At 62.2% G+C, this 13,481-nt stretch carries 17 protein-coding genes; 3 read left to right on the top strand and 14 right to left on the bottom strand.

Annotated elements, in window-relative coordinates:
* Positions 1–87: 87 nt before the first annotated feature.
* The 3 genes from NNZ72_RS12205 to NNZ72_RS12195 all read left to right on the top strand — a co-directional run bounded on the left by NNZ72_RS12205 (position 88) and on the right by NNZ72_RS12195 (position 2,628).
* Entirely contained in the window at positions 88–807 is a 720-nt protein-coding gene (locus NNZ72_RS12205) for a DUF4760 domain-containing protein (RefSeq protein ID WP_257315593.1), read from the top strand.
* Positions 808–1,158: 351 nt separating this feature from the next.
* The gene (locus NNZ72_RS12200) at positions 1,159–2,421 is read left to right on the top strand and encodes a calcium-binding protein (RefSeq protein ID WP_257315591.1); all 1,263 of its coding nucleotides are present in this window, start codon (positions 1,159–1,161) and stop codon (positions 2,419–2,421) included.
* A gap of 24 nt (positions 2,422–2,445) precedes the next feature.
* Positions 2,446–2,628 carry a hypothetical protein gene (locus NNZ72_RS12195; RefSeq protein ID WP_257315590.1) on the top strand — a complete coding sequence of 61 codons (183 nt, stop codon included), beginning with the start codon at positions 2,446–2,448 and terminating at the stop codon, positions 2,626–2,628.
* A gap of 275 nt (positions 2,629–2,903) precedes the next feature.
* Here NNZ72_RS12195 and NNZ72_RS12190 read toward each other — a convergent pair whose 3' ends face one another.
* From NNZ72_RS12190 to NNZ72_RS12125, 14 genes are all read right to left on the bottom strand, one after another.
* Positions 2,904–3,872, bottom strand: coding sequence for an SDH family Clp fold serine proteinase (locus NNZ72_RS12190; RefSeq protein WP_257315589.1), 969 nt, complete (start codon positions 3,870–3,872; stop codon positions 2,904–2,906).
* Between the two features lie 64 nt (positions 3,873–3,936).
* Positions 3,937–4,143 (bottom strand): hypothetical protein, encoded by a 207-nt coding sequence (locus NNZ72_RS12185; protein WP_257315588.1) that lies wholly within the window; start codon positions 4,141–4,143, stop codon positions 3,937–3,939.
* A gap of 212 nt (positions 4,144–4,355) precedes the next feature.
* Complete coding sequence (locus NNZ72_RS12180; protein WP_257315587.1) at positions 4,356–5,585, bottom strand: hypothetical protein; 1,230 nt, start codon at positions 5,583–5,585, stop codon at positions 4,356–4,358.
* The gene (locus NNZ72_RS12175) at positions 5,585–5,944 is read right to left on the bottom strand and encodes a hypothetical protein (RefSeq protein ID WP_257315586.1); all 360 of its coding nucleotides are present in this window, start codon (positions 5,942–5,944) and stop codon (positions 5,585–5,587) included. The genes NNZ72_RS12180 and NNZ72_RS12175 overlap by 1 nt, the downstream gene beginning before the upstream one ends.
* A gap of 64 nt (positions 5,945–6,008) precedes the next feature.
* The gene (locus NNZ72_RS12170; protein WP_257315585.1) at positions 6,009–7,178 is read right to left on the bottom strand and encodes a tail fiber domain-containing protein; all 1,170 of its coding nucleotides are present in this window, start codon (positions 7,176–7,178) and stop codon (positions 6,009–6,011) included.
* A 48-nt stretch (positions 7,179–7,226) separates the two neighbouring features.
* Entirely contained in the window at positions 7,227–7,679 is a 453-nt protein-coding gene (locus tag NNZ72_RS12165; protein WP_257315584.1) for a GNAT family N-acetyltransferase, read from the bottom strand.
* Positions 7,676–7,924, bottom strand: a complete 249-nt coding sequence (locus tag NNZ72_RS12160) for a hypothetical protein (RefSeq protein ID WP_257315583.1) — start codon at positions 7,922–7,924, stop codon at positions 7,676–7,678. The genes NNZ72_RS12165 and NNZ72_RS12160 overlap by 4 nt, the downstream gene beginning before the upstream one ends.
* Positions 7,924–9,678, bottom strand: coding sequence for a hypothetical protein (locus NNZ72_RS12155; protein WP_257315582.1), 1,755 nt, complete (start codon positions 9,676–9,678; stop codon positions 7,924–7,926). The genes NNZ72_RS12160 and NNZ72_RS12155 overlap by 1 nt, the downstream gene beginning before the upstream one ends.
* A 25-nt stretch (positions 9,679–9,703) precedes the next feature.
* Positions 9,704–10,945: a tail fiber domain-containing protein gene (locus NNZ72_RS12150; RefSeq protein WP_257315581.1), complete on the bottom strand. Its 1,242-nt coding sequence runs from the start codon at positions 10,943–10,945 to the stop codon at positions 9,704–9,706.
* Positions 10,945–11,226 (bottom strand): phage fiber-tail adaptor protein, encoded by a 282-nt coding sequence (locus NNZ72_RS12145; protein WP_257315580.1) that lies wholly within the window; start codon positions 11,224–11,226, stop codon positions 10,945–10,947. Before NNZ72_RS12145 ends, NNZ72_RS12150 begins: the two co-directional genes overlap by 1 nt.
* Positions 11,223–11,729, bottom strand: coding sequence for a hypothetical protein (locus tag NNZ72_RS12140; protein WP_257315579.1), 507 nt, complete (start codon positions 11,727–11,729; stop codon positions 11,223–11,225). Before NNZ72_RS12140 ends, NNZ72_RS12145 begins: the two co-directional genes overlap by 4 nt.
* The gene (locus NNZ72_RS12135; protein ID WP_257315578.1) at positions 11,729–12,142 is read right to left on the bottom strand and encodes a phage tail fiber protein; all 414 of its coding nucleotides are present in this window, start codon (positions 12,140–12,142) and stop codon (positions 11,729–11,731) included. Before NNZ72_RS12135 ends, NNZ72_RS12140 begins: the two co-directional genes overlap by 1 nt.
* Positions 12,142–12,774, bottom strand: a complete 633-nt coding sequence (locus NNZ72_RS12130; protein ID WP_257315577.1) for a phage adaptor protein — start codon at positions 12,772–12,774, stop codon at positions 12,142–12,144. The genes NNZ72_RS12135 and NNZ72_RS12130 overlap by 1 nt, the downstream gene beginning before the upstream one ends.
* A complete protein-coding gene (locus NNZ72_RS12125; RefSeq protein WP_257315576.1) occupies positions 12,774–13,478 on the bottom strand; it encodes a phage adaptor protein in 705 nt (234 codons plus the stop codon). The genes NNZ72_RS12130 and NNZ72_RS12125 overlap by 1 nt, the downstream gene beginning before the upstream one ends.
* Positions 13,479–13,481 lie beyond the last annotated feature (3 nt).

The raw sequence follows: 13,481 nt of genomic DNA, 5'->3' as shown, positions 1-13,481 counted from the left end.
AAGTCATTGCTTTTCCTTATTAAAGGGATATGACTGACGCCACGGTAAGACGAAAATCCTCGATCAAAGGAGATTCTACATGCGGAAATGCAAGAAGGCGGCCCGCGAAGGCTGGGGCGGCACCATCGGAAAATGAGGCTTGGCACCCATAATGTCAGCCTTCCTGGACTTCTCACCGCAGCCGCTCCGCCCACACTGGTCGGGGCGGCTTTGGTTTGGGTGAGAATCTATCACCCGGAATTCATTGCCGAGTACAAGGAAATCTTCACGCCTGTCGCCGGCATGATCGCTGCCGTCGCCGCGGTCCTGTCGGCTATCGTCGTCGCCAGCTTCACTGCAGAGGCCAACACGCGCAACGCCAAGGTGAAGGCCGCGTGGGACGCTCTGGCGAAAAAGCAATGGGACAAGGATTATATCGCGGCGCGCGAGACATACGTCCAGCTTCAGCGACGGAAAACTGCCTTCTCAAAATACGCGCGGAAAGCCCCCGACGGGGACGAGCAGTTCGTGAAGGAGTTCGAGGCCGTTCTCAACATCGCCAATGACTACGAAATCATGGCGGCGGGGATAGAAAAGCACGTCCTGGACGAAGGGCTGATCCGGGACACCTTCCGAACTGCGTGGATCGACGACTACAAGACTCTGGCCCCCTTTTTCGACGTCCTGCGCGAAGAAACCGGCAATGACCGATACTTCGAATATTTCCGGAAGTATTCGCAGCGATGGAAGAAGCTGAAGGAGGTGGAGCAGGCCAAAAAGGCAGAGTCCGAAGCGAAGCATGGGGTGGCAGCCGCTAAAAGCGAGTAGGCCTCCGCAGCGGCTCGCACGAGAAGGCGAACGCTGTGGCTAAGAAGATGAAGAAGGGATAGTAGCCAGGCAATATTTCGCCGAGCGTACCGGAATCGCGGAATCAGACCTTCCCCGCATTAGACGAAAGTCGTAGATGGGCAAGGGACCTCCCAAGGTCTCCCCTGCGTCGCTGTGAGCCAAGAGCGACGCCTTCAAGCCTCGCCGTCGTGCGGGGCTTTTTTTTGCATCTGGAGGGCCTCAACCCTCGAATATCCGTTTGAACCTTGCCAAGTCTGCGACCCAAGGTTACAAAACTTCGGGACACCGCTGTGTCCGTTTTATGACGAATTCTCGATGAGGGGTAGCATTATGGGAACAATCACTTCAAATATTAGCAGATCACTTGACGGAAAGACCTCGTTTACAATCGGCAATGAAAGCTATGTCTGGGGCTCGAACGGGTTCATCATGTCGGTGGAGACTCAAGCCAAGACGAATGCTGTCCAGACCGCGGAATTTACGCTCTCTGGTGATTCGTGGACCGTGGCAATGCTGCGCTTTGCCTTCAACACGAAGGCGATCATAAAGGATTCGACCTCGGGAGGGACTAACCGCTTTGTCGAGTTCATTTCGCTGGTCAACTCTGGCGGAAGCGATATCGCGTTGAACAAGACGACAGTTGGGATCATCTCGGGCGGCAGTGGCGCAGACAAGATTACCATCGGCGACGTCGAGGTAGATACAATCCTAAGCGGCGGCGGCAAGGATACGATCAAAACGGGCAAAGGATATATTTCCATTCTCGATACGGAACGGGGAAACGACACTGTCGATCTGGGCGCTGGCGGAGCGGGCTACATAAATCTCGGCCGTGACAGTGACAGGATCATTCTGAGCCCTCTCACCGACAAGAGCGACTTCGTCTCGATCAATGGCGGCTCGGGTGTATCGAGCAAGGGCGACTCCAATTCGGACACGGTCGACTTTTCACGCTTCAAGAAGGGCCTTTCCGTCGACCTCGCAACAGTCGACGTCGTCAACACCGGCAACGGCACCTTTCTGATCCGCAACTTCGAACACGTGAGCGGCGGCAAGGGCAGCGACACGCTCAAGGGCAACGGAAGTGCCAACGTTCTGAAGGGCAATGCCGGCAACGACACGCTTGATGGCAAGGCAGGCAACGACTTGCTTTCTGGCGGCACCGGGAACGACCGGCTGCTGGGCGGCTCTGGCCACGATACGCTGAGAGGCGACTCCGGTAGCGACAAGCTCTACGGCGGCACGGGCCGTGACACGCTTTACGGCGGCTCCGGCAAAGATACCTTCGTCTTCAACTCAACGAAGGATTCGACCGTCGCCGCCTCCGGTCGCGATACGATCAAGGACTTTTCGCGAAAGGCCGGCGACAAGATCGACCTCAAGGCTATCGATGCCGACACCCACGCCAGGGGTAACCAGTCCTTCGACTTCATCGGAACCAAGAAGTTTTCCAAAGACGCTGGTGAGCTGCGCTACCAAAAGAAGTCGGGCGACACCTACGTTTACGGCGATGTCAACGGCGACGGCAAGGCAGATTTCTCCATACTCATCGATGCGCGAACAGATTTCGTGAAGGGAGATTTCATCCTCTAGCCGCAAAACGGAACGGAGACGCAGATGGCAACGCTTGATCAAAGAGAAGCGGCTACCGGCAGACGAAGAGCGTCCGATTCACGCCTGCCGCTCATCATTCAGAAGAAGCAACGTGAAGAGACGACGCGGACCGTTGTGGAAACGGCTTCAAAGGCCTTCACGGAAACCTTGAAGCGCGAGTTGAAGAAGCTCGAGCCACAACGTTAAATCAATCATATAAAGTATGAGGGAGCCGCGGGCTCCCTCTTTCTCTGTTGGCCTCGTTCTTTCGTTTTGTTCAGCCCCAGGCTAGCGGATCAGCGGCAGGCCAATCGACTTCTGCTTCGCCTCGGAAAGGGCCTGACGGAGGCTTCCCGGCCATTGCTCGACGGGAATGCCCTTCGGCGGGCAAGCCCACTCCCAGAGGTGAATCTGGTTCGCGCGATGAGCTTCGCTATCGGCCTGATTAACCTCGCCGGCTGGGAAAGCCTTTGGCAGCGTCCTCACCCGCTGCCAACTCTTGCTGCTCTCGGCCTTTCTGCGCGCGGCTCTTTGGTGGGCAGCGGCGGAGGAGATAGCATCTCACTTCCTTGGCTCGGAGGCGGACTACCCGAAGGCATCTCAAATGGCACCAACTGACTCATTGGAACCTCTACGACCTGAGAGGCTTGCTGCTTGACGAGCGCTCTACCCAGATGATTCTCGGTTATTTTAAACGCAGCCGTGTTGGCCAATGTATGCATATAGCAATGGTGGATCGTCAGGACTAAATCCTGAAATGTCTGATCCGCCTCCAATTCCTCGATCTTCAAGCCGAGGGCCGCGCATTGCTTCGCCGGGATATGCGTATTGTGTGCCTTGCCTATGTTATTGGCGAAAACTTCCTTGATTTTCTCGACCGTACTGTCTTGCTCTGCGCCCTTTAGGTCAGAGAGCATGTTTTCGCGAAGCGTCGCCTCAAGGAACTCATTGGAATCGGCGACAGCAAGTTCGCAGCGCTCAATAAAAGACGGAGTGATCCGAGACAGGATCGGATTCCAAAACAAGGCGTTGCGGTGATCCGCAAGAATCTCGTCTCGAGCTCTCCTGACCTCGCTCAGGAGATTTGCTGCCGCGATATGCCCAAACTGGGGGTCCACCGGTCCCAGGCTCGAATGTTTCCCCATCACGATCGACCGACAGGAGCATGCGATCATAGTTCCAGCGGACATAGCAATTTGAGGCACGATTGCCCTCATGTCCGCGCCGAACATACTTCGCAGGTAGTCGACCAGAGAAAGTGTTGCCTGCGAATCTCCGCCGGGCGTGTGAAGGATCAGATCGAGACCTTTGTCGCGTTCGAGCTCATTAATACAGAGCATAAACGCATTCTTGTCCTCGTCATTCACTTCCATGCCGTTTATTGACTTCGTAAGGAAGCCTGAATAATAGGCAATCACATTACGGCCGGTATAATCGAACAGCTTCTTCAAGTATCTTCGCCGAATTGTGTCATGCGGCGATGGAAGCGACGCTGCGCGCTCTACTGCGATCTCTTTAAGAACCGTATCCCAATTCGGCATGCTCCCCGACTTTCCCTACTGTAGGAACATCAACTGTTCCATAGGTTGCAATAGTCGGAATATACGGCAATTCTCCCGGGAAGCGCAAATCTTCCGTGCTTTCCGTCAGCGGACGAGGTTTGATGTAGCCCTGTTCGATCATCTCGTTGAACATCCGAGTGACTTCAAGATGCCTGTCCATGCTCTTCCCCTGGGTTTTCTGGCGTGCGCCGTCACACCATAATGGGCCTCGTGGATTGCTCCTACCTTAAGAAACGGTTGAAATCTACGCTGGGTTCATCAAGTTTCGTTATTTTTCACCTCGTTGTTGCGTCACGGGATGCCGTAGAATTTCGGCAGAAGGAAGACTCTGAAATTCGGAACGATCTTCGCCGCGGCGGAACCAGTCTTGAGCTATCGCATCAACGGCAGCCCGATCGACTTCTGCTTCGCCTCGGAAAGGGCCTGACGGAGGCTTCCCGGCCATTGCTCGACGGGAATGCCCTCGTTGAGCAGCTCGCGCTCGATGCGCTCCGCCGGCTCGCCGGCCAGCACCGCCTCCTCGGCGGAACGCAGCATGAATTCCACGTCGGACTGTCGCTTCTCCTCGGGCGGACGCCTCTCGGCCTCGGCACGCTTGCGCGCCTTCTCCGCCTGTGACGCGGCCGCCCGCTCCCGCCGCGACGCCTCCGCGGCCGGATCGATCGCCCTGCCCGTCACCGTGTCGACCAGAACCTTCCGCCGCAGCGTCTCCTGGTTCTCCGCCGCGAGGCCGGGCTGACCACTGATCAGCTCGATTTCCCGCTGGATCAGTCTCTCCTGCTCCTCGCGCGGCAGGTCGTCGAACTTCGTCTCATCGCCGGCCAGCCCACCGTCCATCCGCTTGCGCAGGTTCGTCACCGCGTCGCTTCGCTGCTTCGATTCGCCGCCGAGGCCGAACTCCTTGTCGATCAGCTTCTTGTCGCGATAGGTCTTCAGCTCCTGCTCGCTCTTCGCTCGTTCCTTCTCGGCCGCGACCTGGCTTTCCCACGCCGAATTAGGGTTGCCGAAGGTCGCGATAAGCTGCGGTAAATTCTCAGTTTTCACGGACTGCAGCAGCTCTTTCCCATCCGGCCCCTTGAGCTTAATCTCATAGCCGACGATCGGCCCGCCTTCTTCCAGGACAATGCTATCTTGTCCGAGAATCTCATAGCCGTGAGAGATGTAGCCCTTGAGCTTGCCCAGCTTCATCGCGTCATCAAGGGCGCCGGCCGCGTCCCCGGTCTGGGCCTTCAAGAGCGCGCTCGTGAACAACCTGCCACCCTCGCGGGCGTCTTCGCTGTCACCCCACTTCTGAACGCGCTCGGCGCTGTCGATGTCACCGTTGAGCAGATACTGCTGCTTCAGCTTGGGGATCGTGTACCGGCTCCAGAAATTGTCGAAGTCCTCCGGCGAGAGCGCGCCGGACTGCACCTGGCTGTCGAACTCGCTCTGTGCCTGCGTACCGATGGCTTCGATCTTGTTACGCTGCTCGAGCTCGCGATTGTAGTCGAGGTCCTCGCGCTCCTGCAGGGCCTGCCGGCGCGACCGCGCATCCATCCTGTCGCGCACCTGCTGACCGCGCTGGAAGCCGTCCATGAAGCCACCGAGGCCGATTCCGAGCATTACGCGTCCTCCTCATCATCGGCCGGGGCCTCGGGCCGCGCCAGCGGGATGCCGTCGCCAAGCTCCGAGGCCGCCTTGGCGTATTTCGCGTGGAAAAGATCGTAGGATACGAAGATCTCGTACGTGTCGTGGCGGATGACCACGATGTCGCCCGGCGCAGCCGACCAGTTGCCGTTCGAGCCCTGGAGCTTCAGGTTGCCGCTCGCCGCATCCGCGCGAATGAGCACGTCGTATTGCTCGCTCAGCGCCTGGATGGCGGCGATCTCCTCCGGACTCAGGTCGGAGGACCCCGGCCAGACGAAGGCGAGCGCCTCGACCGGCCTGGTCGCGTAAGTGAATCGGACGGGGTTCTGGGGCATGTGAGGTCTCTCCTGTTTCTCACCGTTTGCGATGCGCGGCTCTCACCGGTCAACCGCGTGTTCTCTATACGGCGTAGGCACGCTCGTCTTGCGGAGGGGGCCGGTCAACATTACGCTTCTTCCTGCGCTCGCCGACACCAGCCAGCCCGATTGAGGCGCCGAGCTCGTCGACTTTCCTGTCGAGGTCCTTCACCGCCGCCATCGTGATGCCGATCGCATCCTGCACGGGAATGGTCTTGCCGTCTCCACGTCCGGTCTCCCGCTGGAAGTCCTGGGCATAGGTGCCGACGTGACGTCCCTCATCAGCCACCCCGGGCTTATAGTCCCACTCCTCGACCGGCATTTCGCGCACCGCATCCAGCGCAGCGCCCTCGGGAAGCTCCTCCTTGTTCTCCTTCAGTTCTTCGTCGGAGAAGATGAGACCACCGATGCCGCCGAGGAAGCTGCCCATGCCGGCGGCGTTCTGCGCCGCGATCTGCTGCTCGGTCTTCCAGCCGTCGAGCTGCAATCCGTACTGCTGATTGAGGGTACTCGCCTGCCCGGCATAACCCTGCATCGCTCCGCCGAAGCCACCGGACATGATGCCGGTGGACGCCAGGAACTGGCTATTGCTCGCCTGGGTGCCGGAAAGAGCCGTTCCGCCGGCGGCAACACTGCCGGCGGAGCCCGCGGCGGCCTGCGCCGGCAGCCCGCGACCGAGATTGACGACGTCCGCCTTGAGCGCCAGCCCCTTGTCCCTGACCATCTGCCGGGCGTTATTTTCCGCGCCGGCCGACGCCAGTGCCGTATCGAGATCCTGCTCGGCGCGGATGCCGGCATAGCGTCCCGACGCGGGATTGATGCCGAGCGCTGCGGCGTCTCGCTCGGCGATCTGCCGCTGGGTCGCCGCCGCGCGCTGCACGTCGCTACGGGCCTCCGCCGCGGCCTGGCGCTGACGCGCCCTCGTCGCATAGTTCTTCGCCTGCCGGATGAAGGAGTTTTCGACCGGCTTGAACACCTTGTCATAGCGTGCCCGGTCCTTCTTGGCCCAGGACGCCTGCAAGTCCGCAAGGCCGAGCTGCTGCTCGGTGACGCGCTTGGTCAGCTTGTCGAGGCTCGTCTGGCGGGAGGTCGAGATCTTGAACGCATCGCGCGCGAACGTGAGCCAGTCCTCGCCGGTCTCGGCCTGCTTGAGGGCAGCCTCGCCGATCTTCGGATCAGGAGCGGGCGCGCTAGAGCTGGAGGGCTTTCCCATGATGCGATCTCCCTAGAGGAAACCCGCACTCATGCGCCGGCGCCGTGACTATAGACGGTGACGGCTCACTTTTCCAGTAAGCCGCCCGGGTAGCCAGCGACATTCGCGGCGAAGCAAGCCGAAGATGATCAGATCCTCGCCCTCGCTACCCGCCTCTCGCATCACACCTTCCTGTGTCCAGCCGAAGCCGTCGCAGAAGGCGAGCGATGCGGCATTCTTGCAGGACACACAGGCATTTATACGCGGGTATCCCAGTTGGACGAACGGATAGATCATAGAGCGGACGATGAATTCTCTTGTAAGCCAGCGCCGGCTCGCATCCGACGCGACGCTGATCCAGCAGCCCGTGGTCGTGAAATTGTCGTAGACGACGACACCGCGCCACGCGCCATCCTCGCGCAGCCCGATCGCCCTTGCATCGTCACGGAAGCCCGCGCCGTCGATGCGCTCGCGAGCCCACGCGATCATCTCGTCGGCAGGCTCGTAGACCACCTCCTTCATGCGAGCCTCGTTTCCAGCGCGCGGATGACGGCAGTCAGACGTGTATGGAGCTCGCGGACGTCCTGGCGCAGCAAGTTGAAGTCGTCCATGCTCGGGGCGGCGGTGACCTCCGAGGATTGCAGATCCTGCAATTCCATCAACCCGGCCAAATCCTCGATCCGCACCGCCGCGTTCTCACGCGTGCCTGGACGGCTCCCTTCCAGCACCTCGACAGCTTCGACCAGTTGGCGCTCGTTCCAAGACATCAGACAATTCCCTTCAGCTCTTCGACACTGCTCGCCACCACGATTTGCTCGATCTCCCGGCTGGCGGAGACACCGACTTCCCAGCACCGCGCCTTGCGGCCGGCCTTGAGCCTCATGATCTTGCCCGTGCGCGTCAGGACCTGCAGCAGTTCCCCGTCGGCATAGACCGCTATCGTCACGCTCGCGAAATCCGCCAAGCGCGGGACCGGCTGCAGCGCGTCGCCATTGAGCGCGAAATGGTTAAGCGGGCAGGCGTTCAGCTCCCCATCGAGCGCGCCGCCGGCGAGCAGGTCCGCATTCTCCGAGACGATGCGGTCTATCTCGGCCTTGATCGCCGCGATCTGCTCTTCCGAGATATCGGGGGCCGCATCGACCAGGATCGCTCCGAGCGAGACGGGCGCGGTGAGCCAGAACTCTTTCGATCGCCAGTGCAGCGTCGACGGCACGCCGGCAGGCGGGTCGAACTGGAGCACGATGACACTGCCGGCCTCCTTGAAATAGAGGACGTTCTCCGCCACGTCGAAATAGCACGCCGCCGCCTTTGCCGAGGTGCGCACGATATAGGGCTGCCCGGCCGTGTTAAGAAACATCGCGCCGACATCGCGCTCGCCCGTGTCCGGATGGAGCGTGTCGTAGAACAGCACGTACTGGCCGTGCAACTGGCCGCCGAGAACTGTCGTGGGCGACAACGCGCGCCAATCCTCGACGGAGAAAAGGCTCTCGGTCAACAGCGCGACCGAGCCGTCAATGCCGACCGATACGAGGCCTGCGTGCGACGCGTAGCAGACCGTATAGCCCAGATCGACAATGGAGCGGGCGTTGATGCACGGGTAGCTCCGTTCAAGCTTCTCGCTCCGCATGGCGTCGGGACGCCCGCCGGACATCAGATACGGATGCGCCTTTGTCATGACGACGAGGATGCCGCCGACCGCGGCGAGGCCGACCACCTCGGAATCGACCTGCATGATATACTTCTCGGGCCACGCATGGGGGTGCCACGGCTCGCAGAAGTAGACGTTCTTGCCCTCGAACGCCGCCATCATGCCGTTCGGCATGGCGATCAGGCCCGACAGCCCGTCCGGCGGCTCCGACCAGCTCGCCGTCTTCAGCGGCTCCTGAAACGCGTCGACCGCGACATTGTCGACGAAATCTGCCGTCGATGCGGCACGATCGGCGATGAGAAAGAACGACGTTCCCGTCGTGCCGGTCTGGCTGCGGTAGATGCGCTGGCGCGTGATCGACCGGCCCGCCGGCGCGGCCTGAAAATCGCTCAGGGTTATCGTCTGGCCCGGGCGCCACGTCACGATCGCGCTCGCCGGTGCCGGCGCGCTCTCCTCGCCGAACGACGTCACGAACGTGTAGACGTAGAGGCGGCTCTGGATGTCTCCCGAGCCCGTGCCTGTCTTGGACGTCGTCAGGCGCGCGCTGGGGCGCGGCACCTTGAGAGGATAGTTCACGCCGCCGATCCGGACCTTGGGAGCGCCGTCGCCCGTGAAATACAGGCGGTCCTGCGCGACGGGGCCTGGGGCGGCATGCACATGCCCCGCCCAGGACAACCACGTGCCGAGGTGGCGATAGATCGTCTTGTGATCCTTGTTGGCGACCGTCGCCTTCTTGGTCGGCTTGTTGACCGGCCCGAGCGCTCCGTTCACCAGGCGAACGTCAATCGCTTCCTTGGCCGCGGTGTCCGGCAACAACCGCGGTTTGATCAGAGGCTGCTCGCCACCGAAGGCTGAGAGTTTCAGCGCAACCATTCACCACCTCGATGCGATGACGACGTCACGAACCTTCGAGCGTGGCGACGCGGGCGAGCAGATCTGCGATCTGCCCACGCTGATGCTTCACGACCGCCAGAAGAAGCGGCACGAACTTGCTGTAGTCGGCGCCCCACAGATCTTCATTCGGATCGTAGGAAATCGCGTTCGGGAAAACCGAGAACGTCTCCTGCGCCTTGACGCCCTGGCCGCGCTCGTCGGAATCGATCCACTTGAAATCGTAGACGTTGATCTGGTCGATAAGCTCGACGTCGATCGGCTGGAAATCCTCCTTTTTGCGCTCGTCCGACGTCGTGTTGTACGACGTCGATGAGGAATTGCAGGAGATGGTGCCGACCACGGTCCCGTTGTAGCGCCACCCCGCAACGGCGCCGGCGGTCTGAAACCTGTTGATCTGAAGCGCAGCCGCATCGTTGGTCGCTGCGCCAAGGCCACAAGGCACCGTGCTGCTGATGATGCCGACGGCGACGGCTTCGACATTCTGGGTGACGTCCCAGTTCTCATAACCGGTGCCCGAGCCTCTCCTGCCGAACTTCCCGGCCACCACAGTCGAGGACTGGGGGCTGCTGTTTGCCAGAAACGTGTAGATGTTCGTCGTGGCGCTGAAACTCAGCCAATCATTGCTGCTGAAGTAGGCGACGCCGCCCGTCATATAGACGTTGTCACAGGTTAGGCGCGTGGTGAGGCTAAGGTTCTCGAAGGAATAGTTCCCTGCCAGTCTAGCGTTCGGCAGCGTTCCCGCCGTCAGGTTGGAGGCGTTCAGCGAGCTGAGGCCGGAGCCGTTGCCGGTGAAGGTTGCGGTCCCGATGTTGATGTTGCCGAAGCCCGACGAGATCGATCCGGCGTTAAGTGCACCCACGCCAACGATTCCGGTGTAGGAACCGGAGAGCCGCGCCGAAGGCACCGTACCGGAGGTCAGGTTGGCGGCGTTGCTCGCTTGGGTCCTGAAATCCGCCAGGGCCGCGGCGGTGAGACGGAGATCGGCGCGGGAGCCGGCCGGAAAGTCCCGCGCGGCGGTTCCCTCCCGCGCCCGGGTCACGGTAAGGGCGGTGCCGTCGCGGGCCGTGCAGTGCACGATTTCCATTTGACCGAGCGGGTCGATGATGGTCAGAGGGAACCAGGCCCCCGCCACCGTCGGCACGGGAAACTTCGCAGCATCGTCCACCGGAACCGAAAGGACCGTGTCCCCCGCTTCGACCGCGACGGAAAGGACGGTTGTCGCATTGTTGGAGAGCAAAACAGCCATTAGCAGCAGTCCCGTACCTTGATAACGAAGCAGAATTCTTTCTTCCGGTCCTCGACCGTGGTGGCGAGGACCGAAATCAACCCGTTCTCGCCAGCCATCCCGCCGGAGAGCCAGACCCGGACGGAGCGATCTGCGAAGTCGGTGCGCACAACCGAAACGGACGTCTCGCCGGCGATCGTCGTCTCGGCATCGATGATGCGGTCCGAGCCCTTCAGCCACCGCGAAAAGTCGATGTCGTAGTCGAGCTCGTCGGCTGGCGCCTTTTGCATAACGTCCGTCACGCAAGCCCCTCCGCCGCCGGCACGACCATGGTACGCGGCTCCGCCCCGACGACGAGCGCGGACGCCTGCGGCGCGGCGCGCATCGACATGGGCTGCCGGAGCCGCATCACGCGCCGGAACTCCGTCGGGGCGGTGAAGGAGACGGAAAGCCGCAGCATTGCCGCCGCGGCCGCTTCCCCGCTGACGCGGACGCGATGGCGCCGTATTGCCCGCGCCATCGCCCCGGTGCCGACCGCATCGAACCCTTCCGCGCCGACGCGCCGGCGCGCGCTCGCCATCCCGAAGGCCACGGCCACGGACCATCCGCGCAGCCGCATGCCCCGAAGGTGCAGCGAGGCCGAGATAACGGGGGTCCCGATTCCGCTGGCCCTCTGCCGCCGGATGATGCGCAGATCAGCGGCGACCGAGCTGACGGCGCCGGCGGCCAGATCCTGCACGACACGTCCGCCGTCGAGGTCGAATGCGTTGATCTCCGATCCATTGAGGGCGCCGCGGCTCAGCATCACATCACCGATAGATCGATATCGCCGGGATAGATGACGCATTCGTCGGTCGGCAGAAGGTTCTTGTCGGCAAGGAGACCGCCGCACCAGATCGCGTTGCCACCGATGGGCGCGTCCCATATGGCGAAATGCGATATGACGAGGGGGTCGCTGCCGTCGTACGCCGGGAACAGGAGCTGCTTGAGGTTTTCGGTCGCCTTCGCGTCGGCCGCGCTGAACCCGGTCGCGATGGCGCCGCCCTGCGCCAGGTCGACGCGGGCATAACTCGGCCACAGACCTACCACCACCTCGTTGGCGCCGTCGTCGGACGGGCCGGTGTGCAGCGAGATGTAGACGCGGTCCGGCGGCGTCACGGCTACGCCCCGCGTGAACAGGTCGATCAGGGCATTCGCGGCGTAGGTGGAAAGGCCCATCAGAAAAAGCTCGCTTTCGTGCGGAGCGGTGCCCGCTGTTGACCCTTGGCGACCGAAAACATCTCCGCGTTGATGCGGCGCTGGAACGCGGCGCCCAGGTCGGCCGCCTTGGCCGGATCGCCGCCGCCGTCGTCGATCGGCAGCAGCAGGATCTGCGCCGCCGCGCCCTTGCCGATATCGCTCGCCCATTTGCCCAGGAGGAAGGCCGGCATGGTCATTGCCGTCAGCGAGGGCTTGAGCACGAGGCGCATGCTCAGCCTGCCGCTGGAACGCGGGAAAACCGCGACGGTGTTGGGCTCGACCTGGGTAATGAACTGCGGCGAGCCCTCCTCGGTCCGCCGCTCCCAGCCGGCACGATGCTCGTCGAGCCAGGCCAGCGTGACCGGCTCGAGGGGAACGCCGTCGACCGCCGCATTCTCGATGCTGACGATATCGGCATCCGGGACGGTGCAGATCGCCTCGCATCCCATCGGATCGAGCCGCATCTCATCCGTCTCGCGCCACGCCTTGGTGCGCTCGCAGAAATCGCGGGCAGCCTCGCGCAGGTAGCGGTAGGCGATCAGGTCCGAGCAGTTCGGCGCGTGCACCAGTGCCCACGGCAGGAATTCGTCGATGTCGACGCGCAGGCCCATCATCGCCTCCGGTTCGGATTGGACGTGCCCTCGGACTGGACCTTGATCCCCAGCGCCGCGGCGAAGAGCTGGTAGTGCGACTGCGCCTTTACCCCGTCGGCAGCCGTGTCGTCCTTCTGGTGGCACCGCGACAGCACATAGTCGAGCAGGGGCCCGCTATAGGGATCGGCAAGACCGACCGGCGCGAGCCAGCTCGCGAGCGCGTCGGGGTCAGCGTCGGGAGCCGGGGCCACCGGCGGCGGCAGCGTGGACACGGCCGCCTCGACCAGGCCGGTGCCGTCATTTCCCGGGTAAACGTAGAACTCGGTCGGCACGTTCTCGTCGTAGATGACCTGCCGCACTTCCCGGCGGAACGGGACATAGGAGGGATCGTGCCAGTTGGGCTCCTGAGCGTCGAGCAAGGCGCGTGCCGCTGTGCGGATCGCCCGGCCGCCCTCGCGCGGCTCCGCCGCACCTTTCAGGTTGCGGTTGATGCCGACGAGCTGCAGCGTCGCCTTGTCGTCGATCGCATCCGGCAGGATCTGCCGCGTGCCCTTCTGCAGCGGCAGGGCGACCGTCGTACAGGAGGCGGAGGGCTTGGCGAGCACGATCGCCTGCACGCCCTCATTGATCCAGCCCGCCAGCTCGGCGAGCGGCCAACGGATATGGTCCTCGTCGAGGAGCTGGACGCCCGCCTTGGTCATGATGTCGCTGGCGACGATCATGCG

Origin of the sequence: Shinella pollutisoli (genome assembly GCF_024609765.1) — a bacterium.
Lineage (GTDB): Bacteria > Pseudomonadota > Alphaproteobacteria > Rhizobiales > Rhizobiaceae > Shinella > Shinella pollutisoli.
This window is presented reverse-complemented; position numbering and strand designations above follow the sequence as displayed.